An 18,320-nucleotide genomic window follows, 5' to 3' on the forward strand; every position below is an offset into this window, starting at 1 on the left:
ACGCTGAATTCCGCGATACCCCCACCCCGCTCCGCTTCGCGGATCGACCCTCCCCACAAGGGGGCGGGTAAGGAGGCTATCCCCTCCCACTATTTCAAAATGCCGCACGCCGAGAAAGGCCTCGCCGTCGGCCTGTTCGGCGGCTCGTTCAATCCGCCGCATGCCGGCCATGCGCTGGTCGCCGAGATCGCGCTCAGACGCCTGGCGCTCGACCAGTTGTGGTGGATGGTGACGCCGGGCAATCCGCTGAAGAACACCAGGGAGTTGGCGCCGCTGGGCGAACGGCTGCAGCTGTCGGAACAGATCGCCAAGAACCCGAAGATCAAGGTCACCGCTTTCGAAGCCGCCCATCACGTCCGCTACACCGCCGATACGCTGGCGCTGGTCAAGGCGCGCAATCCCGGTGTCGATTTCGTCTGGATCATGGGTGCCGACAGTCTGCGCGATTTCCATCGGTGGCAGCGCTGGCGCGAGATCGTCATGACCTTCCCGATCGCCGTCATCGACCGCCCGGGCGCGACGCTGTCGTTCCTGTCCTCGGTCGTCGCCAAGACCTTCGACTATGCCCGCATCGACGAGGGCGATGCGCCGCGGCTTGCCCGCATGAAGGCGCCGGCCTGGACCTTCATTCACGGCCCGCGCTCGTCGCTGTCATCGAGCGCGATCCGCAAGCTGGCGAAGGGGTGAGCCCGGCCGCCCGGCCATGTCGCTTTTATCGCTTCCTTTGCCCGTTTCATGGGCAATCCTGAGCAGGCATGTCGATTCCCAGGAAAAACCGCAGCGAAGCCGAGCAGGGCGCCGAGCCCACGCCGCTGATCGCGATTGCCAGCGTCATCGTGTCGATGGCGCTGATTGCCGTCGGCAACGGGCTGATGTTTGCCTACATCCCGGTCCGGCTTGGCGCCGAGGGTTTCGATCCGACCTGGGCCGGGCTGATCATCACCGGGCTTTCGGCCGGCGGGCTCGCCGGCTGCATCTTGACCGGACCGCTGGTGCGAAGGGTCGGCCATGCCCGCGCCTTCATGGTGCTGTCGGCGCTGATCGCGCTGGCCAACGCCGCTGTCGGCGCCGGGGTCCTTCCGCTGCTGTGGATAGCCGCCCGCGCGCTCTACGGCTTTGCCATATGCGGCCTGTTCATCGTCGCGCAGAGCTGGCTGAACGATGCGGTTGCCAACGCCATCCGCGGCCGGGTGATGGCTTTCTTCTACGTTGCCTATGTCGCCGGGCTCGGCGTCGGCTACGCGACGCTAGCGCTGGTCGATATCAGGACAGCGGATGCGCCGCTGATCGGCATCGTCTTCACCGCGCTGTCGATCCTCCCTGTCGGGATGACCAAACTTGCCCAGCCGCCGGCGCCGCAGGCGGCCTCGGTGGCGCTGCGCCGTGCCTGGCGGGTTTCACCGGTCGGCGTCGCCGGCATGCTTGCCGTCGGCGGCCTGTCGATGTCGATTGCTGGCTTCGCACCGATCCACGCCACGGCCAAGGGCTACAGCCAGGCCGACGTGGCGCTGCTGCTTTCGGCGATGCCTCTCGGCACGCTGATCCTGCAGATCCCGCTTGGCTGGATTTCCGACCGAACCGACCGCCGCTATGTGCTGATCGCCGCATCCGCGCTCGCCATGGTCGCCGGCCTGTTTGCACTCGGGTTCGATGGCGGCGCGCTGGCCGCGTTGGTTGTGATCTATATCGTGTGGGACGGCGCTTCGGAATCGATCTATTCGCTGGCCAGTGCGCACGCCGCCGACCGCGCCGGCAAGGACGACATGGTGGCGCTGTCCAGTTCGCTTTTGTTTGCCTGGTCGCTGTCGGGCTTCGTCGTGCCCGGCATCGTGACGGCGCTGTCGGCCGTCTTCGGAACGCAGGCTTTCATCTATGTGGCTGTTCTCATCGCCGCAGCCTTCTGCCTGTTCGTGCTTTTGCGTGTGTTCACGACGCGTGCGGTCCCGGTCGGCGAAACCGGCAGTTTCGCACCGATGACGGCGCAGGCGCCGTTGCCGGTCGAACTCGCCTTCGCACCGGACGATGAGGGCCGGCACTGAGCCACCCGACTATTGTCGACGGGCTTCCGGCGACGGGGCTTCCGGTGGCGGCAGCGGGATCGATATGCCTTCGCTATCGAATTCCTGTTTGGCGCGCTTGGTGAGATCGGTCTGGGTGGCGAAGAAGTCGGCCGACGATGTCCAGTAGCGCAAGGCAATCGAAACAGTGCTGTCGCCCAATGTCGCGACGAAAGCGATCGGTGCCGGCTCACGCTTGACCCGCCGTTCGGCGGCGGCAATGGCAAGCAAGGTCTTTTGGGCCCTGTCGATGTCGTTCCAGGAGCCGATGCTGAGCGTGATGTCGCTACGGCGCACGCCATTGCGCGAAAAGTTGCGCACCGGCTGGTTCCACAGCGTCGAGTTGGGCGCCAATATGTAGACCCCGTCGGCCGTCCTGAGCTTGGTTGCGAACAGGCCGATCTCCTCGATCGTACCGGCAATCGAACCGACCTCGACGGACTCGCCGATGCGAAACGGCCGCAGCGCCAGAAGCATGATGCCGGCCGCGATGTTCTGCAGCGTGCCTTGCAACGCCAGGCCGATGGCGAGGCCAATGGCACCGATCGCGGCAATGATCGAGGCCGTCTGCACGCCGAACTGGCCGAGCACCATGATGGTGACGAGGATCAGGATGGCATAGCGGACGATCTTGGAGAAGAAATGCCGCAACGTCGCGTCGAAACCATGGATATGGCCGAGACCGGCGAAGATCGAACGTTCGGCAAGGCCGGCGACGATATAGCCGACGATCAAGAGGATAACGGCACCGATGGCCGAGAAGGAGTAGGAAACAATCAGCGTGCTCAGTTGGGCGAGGCCAGCCTGGACGCTGAGGAAGGCGTTTTGCGGGTCGATCGGCATGGGGGAAATCCGGTTGGTCGGTGAGCCGATAACCCATGCCGACGGCGAGGGTTCCGATCTTTTCCGGTGTGCGGCGGAACCACAGGAGCGACAATACGTTCGTGCGAGGCAGGGTCCCGTCTTGAAACTGTCAGGGAACTCTGCCTATCTAAGTGGTGTCACCTGCTTCAAGGGGTGATTTGGTTGTTCTTGCTGCGAAAGGAAATACACTGAGAACAGCACTGCGGAAGAAGGCCGATATCATGCCTTCGCCGGCCAGGATCAGCGTAGACGACGCCGTGTCCCGCGCCATCAAGACAGTCCTTGCCAGTCTGGAAGACTCCAAGGCCGAAAATATTGTCTCCATCGACATCCAGGGGAAATCGAGCCTCGGCGACTATATGGTCGTCGCTTCGGGCCGATCGCACCGTCATGTCGCGGCTGTCGCCGATCATCTTCTCAAAGCGATCAAGGATGCCGGTCTCGGCACCGCGCGCGTCGAGGGGCTGTCCGGCGCCGACTGGGTCCTGATCGATTCTGGCGACATCATCGTCCATGTCTTCCGCCCCGAAGTCCGCGAATTCTACAATCTCGAAAAGATGTGGCAGGCGCCGGACCTCGAGGAAGAAACGCTCCACTAAGTCGTTCGCGCGGCTTACAAGGCAAGGATGAAGATATCAGTTCATGCCGTGGGCCGGATGAAAGCCGGCCCCGAGAAGCTGCTGGCCGACCGCTATTTCGAGCGCTTCGCCAAGAGCGGCCCGGCGGTGGGGCTTGAATTTGGCGGCATTGCCGAAATAGCCGAGGGGCGCGGCCAGACCGCCAACGAGCGCCGGCGTGAGGAAGGCCAGAAACTGCAGACGCAGTTGCAGCCCGGCACCGCGCTGATCCTGCTCGACGAACGCGGCAAAAGCTTTTCCTCGGAAGATTTCGCCGGGCGCCTCGGCCTGTTGCGTGACGGTGGCCGCAAGGCGCTGATCATCGCCATCGGCGGCGCCGACGGCCACGATCAGTCGCTGCGCGACCAGGCCGAACTGGTGATGTCGTTCGGATTGCTGACATGGCCGCATCAACTGGTGCGCGTGATGCTGGGAGAGCAGCTTTATCGTGTGGCCACCATCCTTTCGGGACATCCCTACCATCGCTCGTAAGCCGGTGAATTGGTGCGACACACCCGGATTTCCGCCCCAATGCCAACGTAACATTGCATCGAGTGGGCGGTTTCGAACATGGTTGATTGTTCGTTAACGAAGCCACGCATAGAGTCGGGCTTCAATGTCTGAAGACAGAAAATCAAGAACGGGCTCATGGTGCGCGCGCTGCGGCATCGCGGCGGCGGTGCTTGTGCTGTCGCTGCATGTGGGGCGGGCGGAAAACACGCTCGACATGGCTCCCGATCCGGACCAGAGCCGGGCCGAATATGAACGGGTCTCGAAGGAGATCTCGCTGTCGTCGGAACGATTGGCCAAGCTCTCCGCCGACATCGCGACGATCAAGAAGGATCACGCCTCGATCACCGCCGCATTGATCCAGTCGGCGATGACCGAGCAGAAGCTCGGCCAGGACATCGAGGACATCGGCGCCAGGCTGGAAGGGTTGAAGGGCCAGGAACAGAAGATCCGCGCCTCGCTGATGGCGCGGCGCGACGTTCTGGCCGAAGTGCTGGGCGCGCTGCAGCGCATGGGCCTCAACCCGCCGCCGGCGATCCTGGTCAAGCCCGAGGACGCGCTGTCGTCGGTGCGCAGCGCCATCCTGCTCGGCGCGGTGGTGCCGGAACTGCGCCAGCAGACCGATAGCCTGCTTGCCGATCTCAAGGAACAGACCAGGATTACGGCGTCGATCGAGGCCGAACGGGCGCGGCTGACGGCGGCGGTCGGCGACCAGACGGCGGAAAAGAAGCGGCTCGGCATGCTGCTGGAGGCCAAGCAGAAGCTCGAAGCCGACACGCAAACGCAAATGGCCGCGGAAAAGCAGCGATCCGAAGCGCTGGCGGCCAAGGCCGGCAGCCTGAAAGAGTTGATCGCCTCGCTCGAAGCGCAGGCCGACAAGAGCCGCAAGGCCGCCGATGCCGCCAAGGCCGCTGAGCAGAAGACGGCGGATGGCGACAAGACATCCGCGCCGGCGGAACTGGCGTCGCTGCCCGTTCCGGAAAGCAACCAACTTGCCGCCGCGGTGCCCTTTTCGGCGCTGCAGGGACAGATCGCACTGCCGGTGACCGGCCGCATCAAGCGGCGATTCGGCGCCGACGACGGTAACGGCGCGGTGATGCTAGGCGACATGGTTGCGACACAATCGGGAGCCATCGTTACCGCGCCGGCAGATGGAAATGTGCTTTATGCGGGGCCGTTTCGCTCTTATGGTCAACTCTTGATCCTGAACGCAGGCGACGGCTATCATGTCGTTTTGGCGGGGATGAGCAGAATCAGCGTCGCGACCGGTCAATCAGTGCTTGCAGGAGAGCCGATCGGTGCGATGGGAGAGGCCCGGGTGGCGAGCACCTCGGTTTCGAAGAATGGAAATGCCACGCCGGAACTCTATGTCGAGTTCCGCAAGGATGGAAAACCCGTCGATCCGGCCCCATGGTGGGCGGACCGTTTTTCTGGAAGGACGTGAATAATGCGGAAACTGTCGCTTCTGTTTGCCGGTGCGCTGATGGGCGCGTCCGCCATGAGCCTGGTCTATGGCGCACCCGGCTCGGCGGCGAACGCTGCAGGGTCGGAGACCTACAAGCAACTGGCGATCTTCGGCGATATCTTCGAGCGCGTGCGGGCACAGTATGTGACGCCGCCCGACGACAAGTCGCTGGTCGAGAATGCCATCAACGGCATGCTGGCTTCGCTTGACCCGCACTCCTCCTACATGAATGCCGAGCAGGCGCAGGATATGCGCGTCCAGACCAAGGGCGAGTTCGGCGGCCTCGGCATCGAAGTCACCATGGAGAACGATCTGGTCAAGGTGATCACGCCGATCGACGACACGCCGGCTGCCAAGGCAGGCGTGCTGGCCGGCGACTACATCGCCAAGATCGACGGCGAAGAGGTTCGCGGCCTGACCCTCAACGATGCGGTCGACAAGATGCGCGGCCTGGTCAACACGCCGATCAAGCTGACCATCCTGCGCCAGGGCGCCGACAAGCCGATCGAACTGACGGTCGTGCGCGACATCATCAAGGTCAAGGCGGTCAAGTTCCGGGTCGAGAACGACATCGGCTACATGAAGATCACCTCCTTCACCGAAAAGACCTACGACGACCTCGAGAACGCCATCGACACCATCAAGAAGCAGATTCCCGACGACAAGCTGAAGGGCTACGTTCTGGATCTCCGCCTCAATCCGGGTGGCCTGCTCGACCAGGCGGTGAGCGTGTCCGATGCCTTCCTCAACCGCGGCGAGATCGTCTCGACGCGCGGCCGCGACCCCAAGGACGTCACCCGCTTCGACGCCAAGCCCAAGCAGGTCGACGACATCAACGGCAAGCCGATGATCGTCCTGGTCAATGGCGGTTCGGCCAGTGCCTCGGAAATCGTCGCCGGCGCGCTGCAGGACCTGCGCCGCGTCACGGTGGTCGGCACGCAGTCCTTCGGCAAGGGTTCGGTGCAGACCATCATTCCGCTCGGCGAGAATGGTGCGCTCAGGCTGACGACGGCGCTCTATTACACGCCGTCCGGCAAGTCGATCCAGGGCAAGGGCATCACGCCCGACATCAAGGTCGAACAGCCACTGCCGCCGGAACTGCAGGGCAGGGATCTGACGCGTGGCGAATCCGATCTCAAGGGCCATATCAAGGGCGCCGACGAGAGCACGACGGGTTCGGGCTCTGCGGCCTATGTGCCGCCGGATCCGAAAGACGATCTGCAGCTCATCTATGCCGAGCAGCTGCTGCGTGGCCAGAAGACCGATCCGTCCTTCCCGCCCAATCCGCAAAAGGCGGTTCTCAACCAGTAGGGATCTGGAGCGGCGCACGCGCCGCTCCATCTTTCTGTTTGAGCATGATGGAAGCAATGCGATGCTGCCGGGACCGAAAGGTTCCGGCAGTTTGATTCGGGGGCGAGGCAAAGCTCCCAAGGCATGGCGCGGGGGTGCGCCGGGATTGATGAATTCGCGCATGCCGTTTCGAAGTGGCTTCGCCTTCGGAGCCATGCGCCCGGGGATTACGCTTGACTGATATCGGCAAGGACATCGAACGCCCGCTCGGACAGGCAGTCCGGCCGCCGCGCGCCGCCGGCAAGCTCAGCGGCGGTGCGATCATGGCGACAGTGGCCGTGCTGGTGGTGGCAGGCATCTCCGGCGCGATCGCGCTCAGGGAAAAGCCGTTTCGTAAGCCGCAAGAGGTTGCCGTTTCAACGCTGAAAGTGACCGCGGCGGCCGAACCTGCCGCCGCGCCGCCTGCATTGGCCCCGGCGGCACCGAAGCCGGAGGCGCCGGTCAAATCAGGTGGGCCGCAGATCATCCATGTGCAGACGGAGGAGGGCGATGGGCCGCCCAAGGCAGCGATCGTCATTCGCGACCCGTCGACCGTCGGCCAGAACCTGAAGGTCGCGCATATTCCCGACAAGGCGCTGATCGAGGCCAGCGAGACCGGGCCGTTGCCGGTGCGCGCCGCCGATGGCAGGCGGCCGTTCGACGTCTATGCGCGGCCCTGGTCGGGCGGGCGCGGCGCACGGGTGGCGATCGTCATCGGTGGGCTTTCGGTTTCGCAGACCGGCACCCAGGCGGCCATCGCCAAGCTGCCGGCGGAAGTGACGCTGGCCTTCGCGCCGCAAGGCAACAGCATCGGCCGCTGGATGCAGGCAGCCAGGCAGAGCGGCCACGAGATCGTCATGCAGGTGCCGCTCGAACCGTTCGATTATCCCAAGGTCAATCCGGGACGCAACACGCTGACGGTGGCGGCGAGCGCGGACGAGAACCTGAAGAGCCTGCACTGGGCGCTGTCGCGGACGACCAACTATACCGGCGTCATGAACTATATGGGCGCCCGCTTTTCCGCTGACGCGGCGGCGATGGAGCCGTTCATCGCCGAGCTCGGCAAACGCGGCCTCGCCTATATCGATGACGGCTCGTCGGCGCGCAGTCTGGCGCCGGATCTGGCGCTGAAAGACGGCGTGCCCTTCGTCGCCGGCGACATGGCGATTGATGCCGTGCAGGATCGCGGCGAAATCCTGAAGAAGCTCGACAGCCTGGAGGCGACCGCGCGGGCCAAAGGCACTGCCGTCGGCATCGGTTCGGCCTTCGACCTGACGGTCGATACCGTGTCATCCTGGGTGGTCGAGGCCAAGAAGCGCGGCATCGAGATCGTGCCGATTTCAGCGGTGGCTATCGATCCGCAAAAAGGCTAGCCCTCGGAAGACGGCTGGAAAGAGTGACTGATGCCAAAGACGAACAAAATCGACCGCGAAACGCTGCCTTACCGACCCTGCGTCGGGCTGATGATCCTCAATGCCGAGGGCCTGGTCTGGGTCGGGCACCGCATTGCCGAACCGGACAGCGAATTTGCCGGCACGACGCAGCTCTGGCAGATGCCACAAGGCGGCATCGACGAGGGCGAGGAGCCCCTGCAGGCGGCCGAGCGCGAGCTCTATGAGGAGACCGGCATGCGCGGCGTCTCGCTACTGGCCGAGGCGCCGGACTGGATCAACTATGATTTGCCGGAGCATCTCGTCGGCATCGCCTTCAAGGGCCGGTATCGCGGCCAGACGCAGAAATGGTTCGCCTTTCGCTTCCACGGCGATGTCAGCGAGATCCAGATCAATCCGCCGCCGGGTGGCCACACCGCCGAGTTCGACAAATGGGCATGGCGGCCGATGCAGGACCTTCCTGACCTGATCGTGCCGTTCAAGCGCCATGTCTATGAGGATGTGGTGGCGGCGTTCCGGCATCTGGTGCGATAGTAGGGGAGTAGGGGAGTAGGGGAGTAGGGGAGTAGGGAAGTAGGGAAGTAGGGAAGTAGGGAAGTAGGGAAGTAGGGAAGTAGGGTTGAATGTTCTGTTGCGGTCCGCGCCAAATTCTACTGACTACTGACTAACCCATCCACCACAAGAACGGTCGCCATGAACGACGCCGCCAAGAGGTCACTGCCCGAAGAGGTCACCACCACGAGCGAAGTGGCGGCTGGGGCCATCCTCACCATCGATCTCGGTGCAATCCGTGAAAACTACCGCCGGCTGAAGACGCGGTTGGGCGATGTTGCCTGCGCTGGTGTGCTCAAGGCGGACGGCTACGGCCTTGGCGCCGGCCAGGTCGGGGCGGCACTGCTGCGCGAAGGCTGCGATATCTTCTTCGTTGCGCTTCTGGGCGAAGGCGTCGCCCTGCGCCGCTCGCTTGGGGCCGGCCCTGCCATTTTCGTGTTGAACGGCATTCCGCCCGGTGCCGAGCCGGACGCTGTGGCAGCAAACCTTTGCGCTGTTATCAACAGCCACGAGCAACTGGCAGCCTGGCGTGCTGCGGCCCGCCGCGCCGGCCGAAAACTGCCGGCCGCGGTCCAGGTTGACAGCGGCATGTCGCGGCTCGGCATGGCGCCTCGGGATGTGGATCGCGTTGCCGCCGATCCGCAGGCCTTCGACGGCATCGACATCAGGTTCGTGATGAGCCATCTGGCCTGCGCCGACGAGCCGGAGCATCCGGCCAATGAGAAGCAGCGGTCGGTGTTCGAGCGGCTGCGCGCAATGTTGCCGAAGGCGCCGGCGTCGCTGGCCAATTCCTCCGGCATCTTTCTTGGGCCGTCCTTTCACTACGATCTCGCCCGCCCCGGTGCCGCCCTCTACGGCATCAATCCGACGCCGCCAAAGTCCAATCCGATGCTGCCGGTGGTGCGGCTGCAGGCAAAGGTGGCACAGACGCGCAGCGTCGAAAAGGGCGCCGGCGTCGGCTATGGCCACAGCTATCATGCGCAAGGCCCGCTCAGGCTGGCGACGATTTCGTTCGGCTACGCTGATGGCTGGCAACGCCGCGCCGCGTCCGCCGCCTGGTTCGAGGGCGTGCGGCTACCTTTCGTCGGGCGGGTGTCGATGGATTCGATCATTCTCGACATTTCCGCCCTGCCGGGCGGCAGGCTGCGCGAGGGTGATCTGGTCGAACTGCTCGGTCCCTCGCAAAGCGTCGATGACGCCGCCGGCCATGCCGGCACCATCGGCTACGAGATCCTGACCAGCCTCGGCCCGCGCTTCCACCGGCGCTATGTCGGCGGTTGAGCGGTTTGGCCGCGCTTGACAAGCGGACGCCTGTCGGCAAGGCTCCATGCATGAGCAACCCAGCTTATATCAGAACCTTGTTCAGGGTCTGCCCGATCGCGGGATCGTAGCCCCGGCGCGGTCGCCTTTTGGCGTCCGTCCGAACCGGGGCATTTCTACCTGACATTATCATTCCCGAGCCAGACAGCTTCGCGGCTGCCGGTTTTTCATCAAGCCACCGTTTGCGCGGCGGCAGGCGCGCGTCTGTTCGATGCGCCAAGTCATGAGGTTTGCCATGCAACATGCAACAGGATTGCGTCCACCGAGTCGGCTTCTGGTCACCGATGCCGACCATCTCAGGCTGACGGGCCTGGCGCGGGCGTCGCTCGACCGCGTGCCCGAGACGGCCGAAGAATTGCTTTCGGAGATGGACCGTGCCGTTGTCACGGCAGCGGCTTCCATGCCGGCCAATGTCGTGCGGATGGGCTCGGCGGTGACAATCCGCAACGATGGCGGCAACATCCAGCGCGTCACGCTGGTCTATCCCGGCGAAGCAGACATCAGTGAAAACAGGATCTCGGTGCTGACGCCGATGGGGACGGCGCTCATCGGCGCGACCGCTGGGCAGACGGTGTGCTGGAGCAGCCGTGGCGGCCGGGAACTGTCGGCGACCATCGAAGTGGTCGATACGCCGGCCTGCGGGCGGGAGGGGGCCTGATCATGGAGACGGTGATGACAGGCGCGAATTTCCAGCTGACGACAAAGGACTTCGCCGTCCTCGAAATCATGTTGGAGCGTCGGCGGGCTTTCGCGGATCCGATTGTTCCAATGCTTGAAGACAAGCTTTCCAAGGCCGAGGTCGTCGCGATCGATTCGGTCGGATCCGATATCGTGACGCTGAACAGCAGGCTGGTATTCCGTGTCGATGCCGGCCCCGCCCAGACCCGGACCCTGGTGCAGAACGAGGTGCGCGGCCCGGTCGGCTCCAGCCTGTCGATCATGACAAGGCGGGGGCTTTGCATGCTCGGCATGGCCGAGGGCCAGACTGCATGGATCGAACAGGCCGACGGCAGGCGGGAGTCGGTCCTGATCGCGACCGTGCTCTACCAGCCGGAGGCCGCGCGGCGTGCCGTTAGGGAGAAATCCCAGGCCGAGGCGCGACGGCCGCATGGGCTCACCCTCGTCTACAGCGCCGCAGCCGATTGGCGGCCCCTTGGCGAAAGGGCCGGAATGCGGCAGACAGGGGACGACGACCCCGGTCCTGCGGCGGCGTGAACAGGCAACACTGCATGATCTCGAAAATCGGCATCGATTTTCGCCGGGGATCATGCGCAAATCGGAATGCGCCGCGTCCAGGCGTCCTCAAGGGCGTGCGACGCGGCAAGGAGTGAACGATGAAGATCATGGTGCTGGGCGGCGGCGTCATCGGAGTGACCACGGCGTACTTTCTCGCCGAGGCCGGCCACGAGGTGACGGTTCTCGACCGCCAGAAAGGCCCGGCGCTGGAAACCAGCTTCGCCAATGCCGGCGAAATTTCGCCCGGCTACGCCTCGCCCTGGGCCGGCCCCGGCATTCCGCTGAAGGCGATCAAATGGCTGCTGATGAAGCATGGCCCGCTGGTGGTGCGGCCGGCCTTCGATCCGCATATGTGGACATGGCTCATCAAGATGCTGCGCAACTGCACGGCCGAGCGCTATGCGATCAACAAGGCGCGCATGGTGCCGCTGGCCGAATACAGCCGCGATACGCTCAAGGCGCTGCGCGAAGCGACCGGCATCGCCTATGACGAGCGGACCCAGGGCACGCTGCAGCTGTTCCGGACGCAAAAGCAGCTTGACGGCACCGGCGGCGATGTCGAGGTGCTGAAGAAGTATGGCGTGCCTTACGAGATCCTCGACCAGGACGGTTGCATCGCGGCTGAGCCTGGCCTTGCCGGGGTGCGCGAAAAGTTCGTCGGCGGCCTCAGGCTGCCGCACGACGAGACCGGCGACTGCAAGATGTTCACCGACAGGCTGGCCGAACTCTGTGTGGCCCGTGGCGTCAAGTTCGAGTACGACGTGACGATCTGGCGCGTCATCCGCAGCCGCAACCGCATTGCCAATCTCAGCACCAGCAAGGGCTGGAAGACCGCCGACGCCTATGTGATGGCGCTGGGCAGTTATTCGGCGGGTTTCATGCGCCGGGTGAAGCGGCCGATCCCGGTCTATCCGGTCAAAGGCTATTCGATCACCGTGCCGATCAAGGACGCCGCCGCGGCACCGGTGTCGACGGTGATGGACGAGACCTACAAGGTGGCGATCACCCGGCTTGGCGACCGCATCCGGGTTGGCGGTACGGCCGAGATTTCCGGTTTCGACCTCAGGCTGCACGAATCGCGGCGGCGCACACTGGAACACTCGGTCGGCGATCTCTTTCCTGGCGCCGGCGCGATGCGGGACGCGACGTTCTGGTGCGGGCTGCGGCCGATGACGCCGGATGGCCCGCCGCTGATCGGCCGCACCGAGCTTTCCAATCTCTATCTCAACACCGGCCACGGCACGCTCGGCTGGACCATGGCTTGCGGCTCGGGCAAGGTGCTGGCCGACATCATCTCCAACCGGGTGCCTGACATCGACGTCCGCGACCTCGCGCAGGAGCGCTATCTGCGCTAGAGAGTCAGAACGCCTGCCGGACCCAGTCCTCGTCGAAAAGCAGCCGATACGCCCACGGGATCGTCACATTGGTGGCGACCGGATTGGAGTGGGCGACATAGTCGTCATAGATCGGCTTCATCCTGGTGTAGAAGGCCGGATCGAGCACCATCATGCCGTTCTCACTGTCGTGGAAGAAGCTGCGGTTGTTGAGGTTGACCGACGAGATGGCGACCAGCCTTTCGTCGATCATCATGATCTTGGAATGCAGCACCACGTCAGGCGCCTTGAATTCGCGGATGTTGATGCGGTCGCCATATTTCTCGACGAACAGCTTGTTGAGCGCGGTGAGGAACTTGCCGCCGATATCGCCCTTGAGATCGATGCGGCCGACAATGTCGATCCTGACGCCGCGCGCGAGCGCCCGGTCAACAGCCTGGGCAAGCTTGGGCGTCAGGTTGAGATAGGGGTTGACGATCTGGATATGGTGCTGGGCGGCGTCGACCAGCTCGACGAAATAATCCTCCAGCGCATGGCCATCCTCGTAGGGCACTGAAATGAAGTGCCGCGCCGTGCCTGAGGGGCGGCCGCCGGCGGACCGGACCGGAATGGAGAAGGGGCGCGCCAGATTGGTGTCGGCGTCGCGCAGCCACACTGTCGAAAGATGCGCGGCAAGGGTCTCGACCGTGGCCGGATCGGCGAACTCGACGTCGAAGTCGCTCCAGTTCGAATAGTAGTTCAGCGAGAATCCATCGGTCTTGCCGTATTGCTCAAGGTCGGGATAGCGCGACAGATCGATCGGCTGGTGGAACAGGAAGCCGTCATGGATGTTGCGGCCGCCGATGATGGCGCGCGACCGCCGTGGATCGTCGGCAAGCGTCGCCAGCATCTTGACGTGATGGACCTTGTGCAATTGTGAAATCTGCTCGTCGATCGGCGCGCCCCGATCCGCCCGCCAGCGATATTCCTGCAGCCCGACATTGGGGAATTCGGCCGCCAGCCGATGCAGCATGGTGTCGTCCTTGTCGCGCTCCAGCACGTCGGTGACCAGGATGCGCACCTTGGTGCCGAGGGCTGCATGATGACGGATCAGCCGTTCGATGATGCGGCCGGAGAAGTCGGCCTTGAACTCCAGGGATGACAGATAGATTAGCTTCAGTTTTGGGGCCCTGGAGAAGTCGAGCGGCAGCTCCGGGTCGCCCTTGTCGATGGCGCTGTCGGACAGCGGCGCTCCCATCAGCGCCTCGACCTTGGCGTTGAAGCCATCGCGCGATTTGCGCAGCAGGCGCGGCTTTCCGATCGGCAAGGCACAGGTCTGCGACAGCCAGCGGCTGGCATAGAAGGCGCGGCTGAGCGCATCGAGGCCTGTGGGGTCGGGCGTAGGGCAGCGCTCGTAGCGACTGTCGAAAGCGGCAAGCGCCGGATCGGCCCTCTCTTCGCGTCGGATGGTGAGCGGCGCGCCGGCCGGAGCAAGGCTGGAGCGGATTCTTGTCGCGCAGCGGTTCAGGCCGTCACTTGGAAACAGGCTGACCGTATCGTCCTCGCCGGACAGGCGAAAGCGAAATGCCGTGCCGGTGGCGATGGTGCGTGAAGCGCCGCCGGCACGGATCGCCAGCGTGCCGTCGCATGTGCCCCCGATGTCGGCCGGTTGCTTGCCGGCCTGGCGCAGCACGATCTCGACGCCGCGCGCTTGCAGGCCGGAGAAATCGAAGGTCTTGGGCGCCGAAGGCTGCGCCGCTGCATCGATGTAGAGCGTCTGTCGCGACACCCGCCAGCGTCCGTCAAAATGACCCTCGCCGCTGTTGGCGTCGGCCGGCGGCAGATGCGTTTCGGCGACCGGCCCGGCCAGTTTTTGCAGCGTCCGGTAGGTCGCCTGGAAATTGCTGTTGCGGATTTCATAGCGGTCGTGGCCGAAAAGGCCGGTGCCGTTGGCTCGGTCCATGGCGCCAAGCTGATGGCGGGCGAGCAGCGCCAGGAAGCGTTTTTCGTAGTCGCTGGTGCCGGCGTCGCCGAAAAACTGCGCGGCGGCGATCCGTGGCCCAGCTGTCTCCGCGGAGAGCGCGGGTCGCGCGCAAGCGCTTTGGCCTTGCAGGAGATCGCAGGCATTGCGGCCAGTGCCGGCACAGCCGGCAAGGACAGCCAGCCCGAACAGAACGACGGCGATGAATGCGCGACCCTTCACCCGGCCGCTCCGGTCTTCAGGGCGCTCAATTGCGCCGGATCGCGCGGCGGCATGAAGCCCTGCGGGAAGACCTTGCAGACGGGAATGGCGAAGGTGGCGATCAGCAGTTCGGCCTCGCCGCGCATCTTGCGCGGCGTTGCGTTGTCGTCACGGATCGCTTTCGCCGAGGCGACCAGGGCGCCGTCGCAGTCGCAATGGTTGTGGCGGGCGATGTAGCAGGCATCATGCGTCTGGCAGGCCGCATCGAGGCGGTCGGCCGGCCGGGCCGATAGATCGCCGGTGCGGGTGCCGGGGCCGCAATAATTGCCGAAGACGAAAGGCGAAGGCCGCGCCATGGCGTAGCGGATCGGTTTGGGCAGTTCGGCCTCCGGAACCTTCGTCCACGGATTGGCGCAAGCGGAAACGAAAAGCAGCGGCAGGATGGCAAGAACGGCTCGCATGTCTATCCGCGCCAGCTTTCTGAAAGGTTCCCCACCCGGCGACCTGCCCGTGGCCGGCGACCGCACGCCTGATGCCACACTGGCCGGTTTTGTGGCAAGGAAAAGGCGGCACGGCCAAAGCGTATCGCGTTTGATCGGATTCATGCGATGCGCTTTAGCGTCTTAGTTTATGCATGTCGTTCGCCCAAAACCGAGATCAGTTTTGGGCGACATGCCTCAGACGAACAGGTTCCGCTCCCGCTCCACCATCTTGGTGATGAAGCTGGCGACGATCTGAACGCGGCGCAGCGGCCTGACCGATTCGTGATAGACCAGCCAGTAGGCGCGGCGGATCGGCGCGACTACATCGACCGGCACCAATTCCGGCATCGAGCGGGCGACGAAGGTGTGCAGGATGCCGATGCCGGCGCCCGAGCGCACTGCTTCGGCCTGGCCGAGCGCCGAGGAGATGGCGAAACTGGTGCGCCAGTCCGCGCTGAATTCGGCCGCGTAGTCGAGCGAAGGGCTGACAATGAGATCCGGCACATAGCCGATAAGGGTGTGCTGGCCGAGTTCGGCCGCTGTTTTGGGCAGACCATTGGCATCGACATAAGCGCGCGAGGCAAACAGGCCGAGCGAATAGTCGACCAGCTTTCCCGCCACCAGCCGGCCTTCGGTCGGCCGCTCGACAGTGATGGCGATGTCCGCCTCGCGGCGCGACAGGGAGAAGGAGCGCGGCACCGGCACCAGCTGGATCGTCAGCTCGCGGTGCAGGGCGGTCAGCGCGCCAAGGCGCTTGGCCAGGAAGGCAACGCCAAAACCGTCCGGGGCGCCGATGCGCACCGTGCCGGAAACATCGTCGCCTTCGCCTGATATGGTCGAGCGCGCGGCGATCATGTCGCCCTCCATGCGCTCGGCAATGTCGAGGAAGCGCTCGCCGGCGGGAGTCAGCTCGCTGCCGGTGGTCAGCCGGCGAAACAGCTTTGTCCGCAGCGCATCCTCGAGTGCGGCGATGCGGCGTGAGACGGTGGCGTGGTTGAGCTCCAGCCGTTTGGCGGCGCCAAGGATCTGGCCGGCACGCGCCACGGCAAGGAAGATGCGGACGTCATCCCAGTTCATGGGGATGGTCCAGATGACAATCGCTGACGCCGCGTCCTGTGGTGGGAACTCAATCTCTCAATCCCTGCTGCTATCAGACGGGTCTCCGCATTTGCGAGAATTGATGCTCGTCCGTCAACCGCTATCTACTTTCCGCACAACGGTTGCGTTCTCCGTCGCGTTGCCATCCGCCGGCCAAAGGCGGACAATGCAGCATCACAAACAAGGGAGAGAAATCATGATCGATTATGGTCATTTCATCGGCGGCAAGCATGTCGCCGGGACCAGCGGCCGCAAGCAGGATGTCATGCAGCCGATGGATGGCTCCGTGCGCGGCACGGTGGCGCTGGCATCACAGGCGGAACTGCGCGCTGCGGTGGAGAACGCCAAGGCTGCGCAGCCGAAATGGGCCGCAACCAACCCGCAGCGTCGCGTGCGCGTGCTGATGAAGTTTCTCGAACTGGTCGCCCGCGACTATGACGAACTGGCCGACATCCTGGCGCGCGAGCACGGCAAGACGATCGCCGACGCCAAGGGCGACATCCAGCGCGGCCTCGAAGTGGTCGAAGTCTGCATCGGCGCGCCGCACATGATGAAGGGTGAATTCACCGACGGCGCCGGCCCCGGCATCGACGTCTATTCGATGCGCCAGCCGCTCGGCGTCGTCGCCGGCATCACACCGTTCAACTTCCCGGCAATGATCCCGCTGTGGAAGATCGCGCCGGCCATCGCCTGCGGCAACGCCTTCATCCTGAAGCCTTCGGAGCGCGATCCGGGCGTGCCGATGCGCATCGCCGAACTGTTCCTCGAAGCTGGCCTGCCGGCGGGCATCCTCAATGTCGTCAATGGCGACAAGGACGTGGTCGACGCCATCCTCGACGATCCCGACATCAAGGCCATCGGCTTTGTCGGCTCGACGCCGATCGCCCACTACATCTATTCGCGCGGCACGGCCGCCGGCAAGCGCGTGCAGTGCTTCGGCGGCGCCAAGAACCACATGATCATCATGCCCGATGCCGACATGGACCAGACGGTCGACGCGCTGATCGGCGCCGGCTACGGCTCGGCCGGCGAACGCTGCATGGCGATCTCGGTTGCCGTCCCGGTCGGCAACGACACCGCCAACCGGCTGATGGAAAAGCTGATCCCGCGCGTCGAAAGCCTGAAGGTCGGTCCTTCGACCGACTCTTCCGCCGATTTCGGCCCGCTGGTGACGCGCCAAGCCCTGGAGCGGGTCAAGGGCTATGTCGACACCGGCGTCAAGGAAGGCGCCAAGCTGGTCGTCGACGGCCGCGGCTTCTCCATGCAGGGCTATGAAGACGGCTACTATATGGGCGGCTGCCTGTTCGACAACGTCACCGCGGACATGCGCATCTACAAGGAAGAGATCTTTGGGCCGGTGCTGTCGGTTGTGCGCGCGCCGACCTATGAGAGCGCGATCAAGCTCGCCAACGACCACGAGATGGGCAATGGCGTCGCCATCTTCACCCGTGACGGCGATGCCGCGCGCGATTTCGCAAGCCGTGTCCAGGTCGGCATGGTCGGCATCAATGTGCCGATCCCGGTGCCGATCGCCTACTACACCTTCGGCGGTTGGAAGGCGTCTTCCTTCGGCGACCTCAACCAGCACGGCCCGGACGCGTTCCGTTTCTACACCAAGACCAAGACGGTGACCTCGCGCTGGCCGTCCGGGATCAAGGACGGTGCCGAATTCGTCATCCCGACGATGAACTGACCGGACGATTTCCTGGTTGCGCGTCCTCGCCTTCGGCTGCGGTCGCGCGGGCAGGCATCAAGGACGGTGCCGAATTCGTCATCCCGACGATGAACTGACCGGACAACAGATTGATTTTGAATTTGAGGCCCGGGCGCTCGCGCCCGGGCTTTTTTGCAGTCCGGTGACGACCCTATCTGCGTGAACGCTAATGTGATGGAACCAAGTGGGC

Annotated in this window: 17 protein-coding genes; 13 read left to right on the forward strand and 4 right to left on the reverse strand. The window is 64.3% G+C overall.

Annotated features, from left to right (window positions below; translation table 11 throughout):
* Nucleotides 1–99 precede the first annotated feature (99 nt).
* Nucleotides 100–687 carry a nicotinate-nucleotide adenylyltransferase gene (locus tag EN990_RS31230; protein WP_013529070.1) on the forward strand — a complete coding sequence of 196 codons (588 nt, stop codon included), beginning with the start codon at nt 100–102 and terminating at the stop codon, nt 685–687.
* Nucleotides 688–755: 68 nt separating this feature from the next.
* Complete coding sequence (locus EN990_RS31235) at nt 756–2,039, forward strand: MFS transporter (protein ID WP_013529071.1); 1,284 nt, start codon at nt 756–758, stop codon at nt 2,037–2,039.
* A 9-nt stretch (nt 2,040–2,048) separates the two neighbouring features.
* On the opposite strand, the gene EN990_RS31240 is transcribed toward EN990_RS31235, so the two are convergent.
* Nucleotides 2,049–2,900 carry a mechanosensitive ion channel domain-containing protein gene (locus EN990_RS31240; protein ID WP_013529072.1) on the reverse strand — a complete coding sequence of 284 codons (852 nt, stop codon included), beginning with the start codon at nt 2,898–2,900 and terminating at the stop codon, nt 2,049–2,051.
* Between the two features lie 242 nt (nt 2,901–3,142).
* On the opposite strand from EN990_RS31240, the gene rsfS reads away from it, so the two are divergent.
* The 10 genes from rsfS to EN990_RS31290 all read left to right on the forward strand — a co-directional run bounded on the left by rsfS (nt 3,143) and on the right by EN990_RS31290 (nt 12,696).
* A complete protein-coding gene (gene rsfS, locus EN990_RS31245; protein WP_013529073.1) occupies nt 3,143–3,520 on the forward strand; it encodes a ribosome silencing factor in 378 nt (125 codons plus the stop codon).
* A gap of 27 nt (nt 3,521–3,547) precedes the next feature.
* Nucleotides 3,548–4,030: a 23S rRNA (pseudouridine(1915)-N(3))-methyltransferase RlmH gene (gene rlmH, locus EN990_RS31250; protein ID WP_013529074.1), complete on the forward strand. Its 483-nt coding sequence runs from the start codon at nt 3,548–3,550 to the stop codon at nt 4,028–4,030.
* Between the two features lie 124 nt (nt 4,031–4,154).
* Nucleotides 4,155–5,492, forward strand: coding sequence for a murein hydrolase activator EnvC (locus tag EN990_RS31255; RefSeq protein ID WP_127385436.1), 1,338 nt, complete (start codon nt 4,155–4,157; stop codon nt 5,490–5,492).
* Nucleotides 5,493–6,824, forward strand: coding sequence for a S41 family peptidase (locus EN990_RS31260; protein ID WP_024502881.1), 1,332 nt, complete (start codon nt 5,493–5,495; stop codon nt 6,822–6,824). It abuts the gene before it with no gap.
* Between the two features lie 212 nt (nt 6,825–7,036).
* Entirely contained in the window at nt 7,037–8,215 is a 1,179-nt protein-coding gene (locus tag EN990_RS31265) for a divergent polysaccharide deacetylase family protein (protein ID WP_127369817.1), read from the forward strand.
* A 30-nt stretch (nt 8,216–8,245) separates the two neighbouring features.
* Nucleotides 8,246–8,767: an RNA pyrophosphohydrolase gene (locus tag EN990_RS31270; protein WP_013529078.1), complete on the forward strand. Its 522-nt coding sequence runs from the start codon at nt 8,246–8,248 to the stop codon at nt 8,765–8,767.
* Nucleotides 8,768–8,926: 159 nt separating this feature from the next.
* Nucleotides 8,927–10,066 carry an alanine racemase gene (gene alr / locus EN990_RS31275; protein ID WP_127369336.1) on the forward strand — a complete coding sequence of 380 codons (1,140 nt, stop codon included), beginning with the start codon at nt 8,927–8,929 and terminating at the stop codon, nt 10,064–10,066.
* A gap of 274 nt (nt 10,067–10,340) precedes the next feature.
* On the forward strand, nt 10,341–10,763 hold the full coding sequence (rnk, locus tag EN990_RS31280) for a nucleoside diphosphate kinase regulator (RefSeq protein ID WP_013529080.1): 423 nt from the start codon (nt 10,341–10,343) through the stop codon (nt 10,761–10,763).
* 2 nt (nt 10,764–10,765) lie between these two features.
* A complete protein-coding gene (locus EN990_RS31285) occupies nt 10,766–11,320 on the forward strand; it encodes a nucleoside-diphosphate kinase (RefSeq protein WP_013529081.1) in 555 nt (184 codons plus the stop codon).
* 119 nt (nt 11,321–11,439) lie between these two features.
* The gene (locus EN990_RS31290) at nt 11,440–12,696 is read left to right on the forward strand and encodes a D-amino acid dehydrogenase (protein ID WP_013529082.1); all 1,257 of its coding nucleotides are present in this window, start codon (nt 11,440–11,442) and stop codon (nt 12,694–12,696) included.
* 4 nt (nt 12,697–12,700) lie between these two features.
* On the opposite strand, the gene EN990_RS31295 is transcribed toward EN990_RS31290, so the two are convergent.
* The 3 genes from EN990_RS31295 to EN990_RS31305 all read right to left on the reverse strand — a co-directional run bounded on the left by EN990_RS31295 (nt 12,701) and on the right by EN990_RS31305 (nt 16,395).
* Nucleotides 12,701–14,857 carry a phosphatidylserine/phosphatidylglycerophosphate/cardiolipin synthase family protein gene (locus tag EN990_RS31295; protein WP_127384970.1) on the reverse strand — a complete coding sequence of 719 codons (2,157 nt, stop codon included), beginning with the start codon at nt 14,855–14,857 and terminating at the stop codon, nt 12,701–12,703.
* The gene (locus tag EN990_RS31300) at nt 14,854–15,297 is read right to left on the reverse strand and encodes a hypothetical protein (protein ID WP_013529084.1); all 444 of its coding nucleotides are present in this window, start codon (nt 15,295–15,297) and stop codon (nt 14,854–14,856) included. The genes EN990_RS31295 and EN990_RS31300 overlap by 4 nt, the downstream gene beginning before the upstream one ends.
* A 216-nt stretch (nt 15,298–15,513) precedes the next feature.
* A complete protein-coding gene (locus EN990_RS31305; RefSeq protein WP_013529085.1) occupies nt 15,514–16,395 on the reverse strand; it encodes a LysR family transcriptional regulator in 882 nt (293 codons plus the stop codon).
* 217 nt (nt 16,396–16,612) lie between these two features.
* Between EN990_RS31305 and EN990_RS31310 the strand changes: the two genes are divergently transcribed.
* Nucleotides 16,613–18,109, forward strand: coding sequence for a CoA-acylating methylmalonate-semialdehyde dehydrogenase (locus EN990_RS31310; RefSeq protein WP_013529086.1), 1,497 nt, complete (start codon nt 16,613–16,615; stop codon nt 18,107–18,109).
* Nucleotides 18,110–18,320 lie beyond the last annotated feature (211 nt).

It is taken from the genome of Mesorhizobium sp. M7A.F.Ca.US.005.03.1.1 (assembly GCF_003997975.1).
Classification (GTDB): domain Bacteria; phylum Pseudomonadota; class Alphaproteobacteria; order Rhizobiales; family Rhizobiaceae; genus Mesorhizobium; species Mesorhizobium ciceri.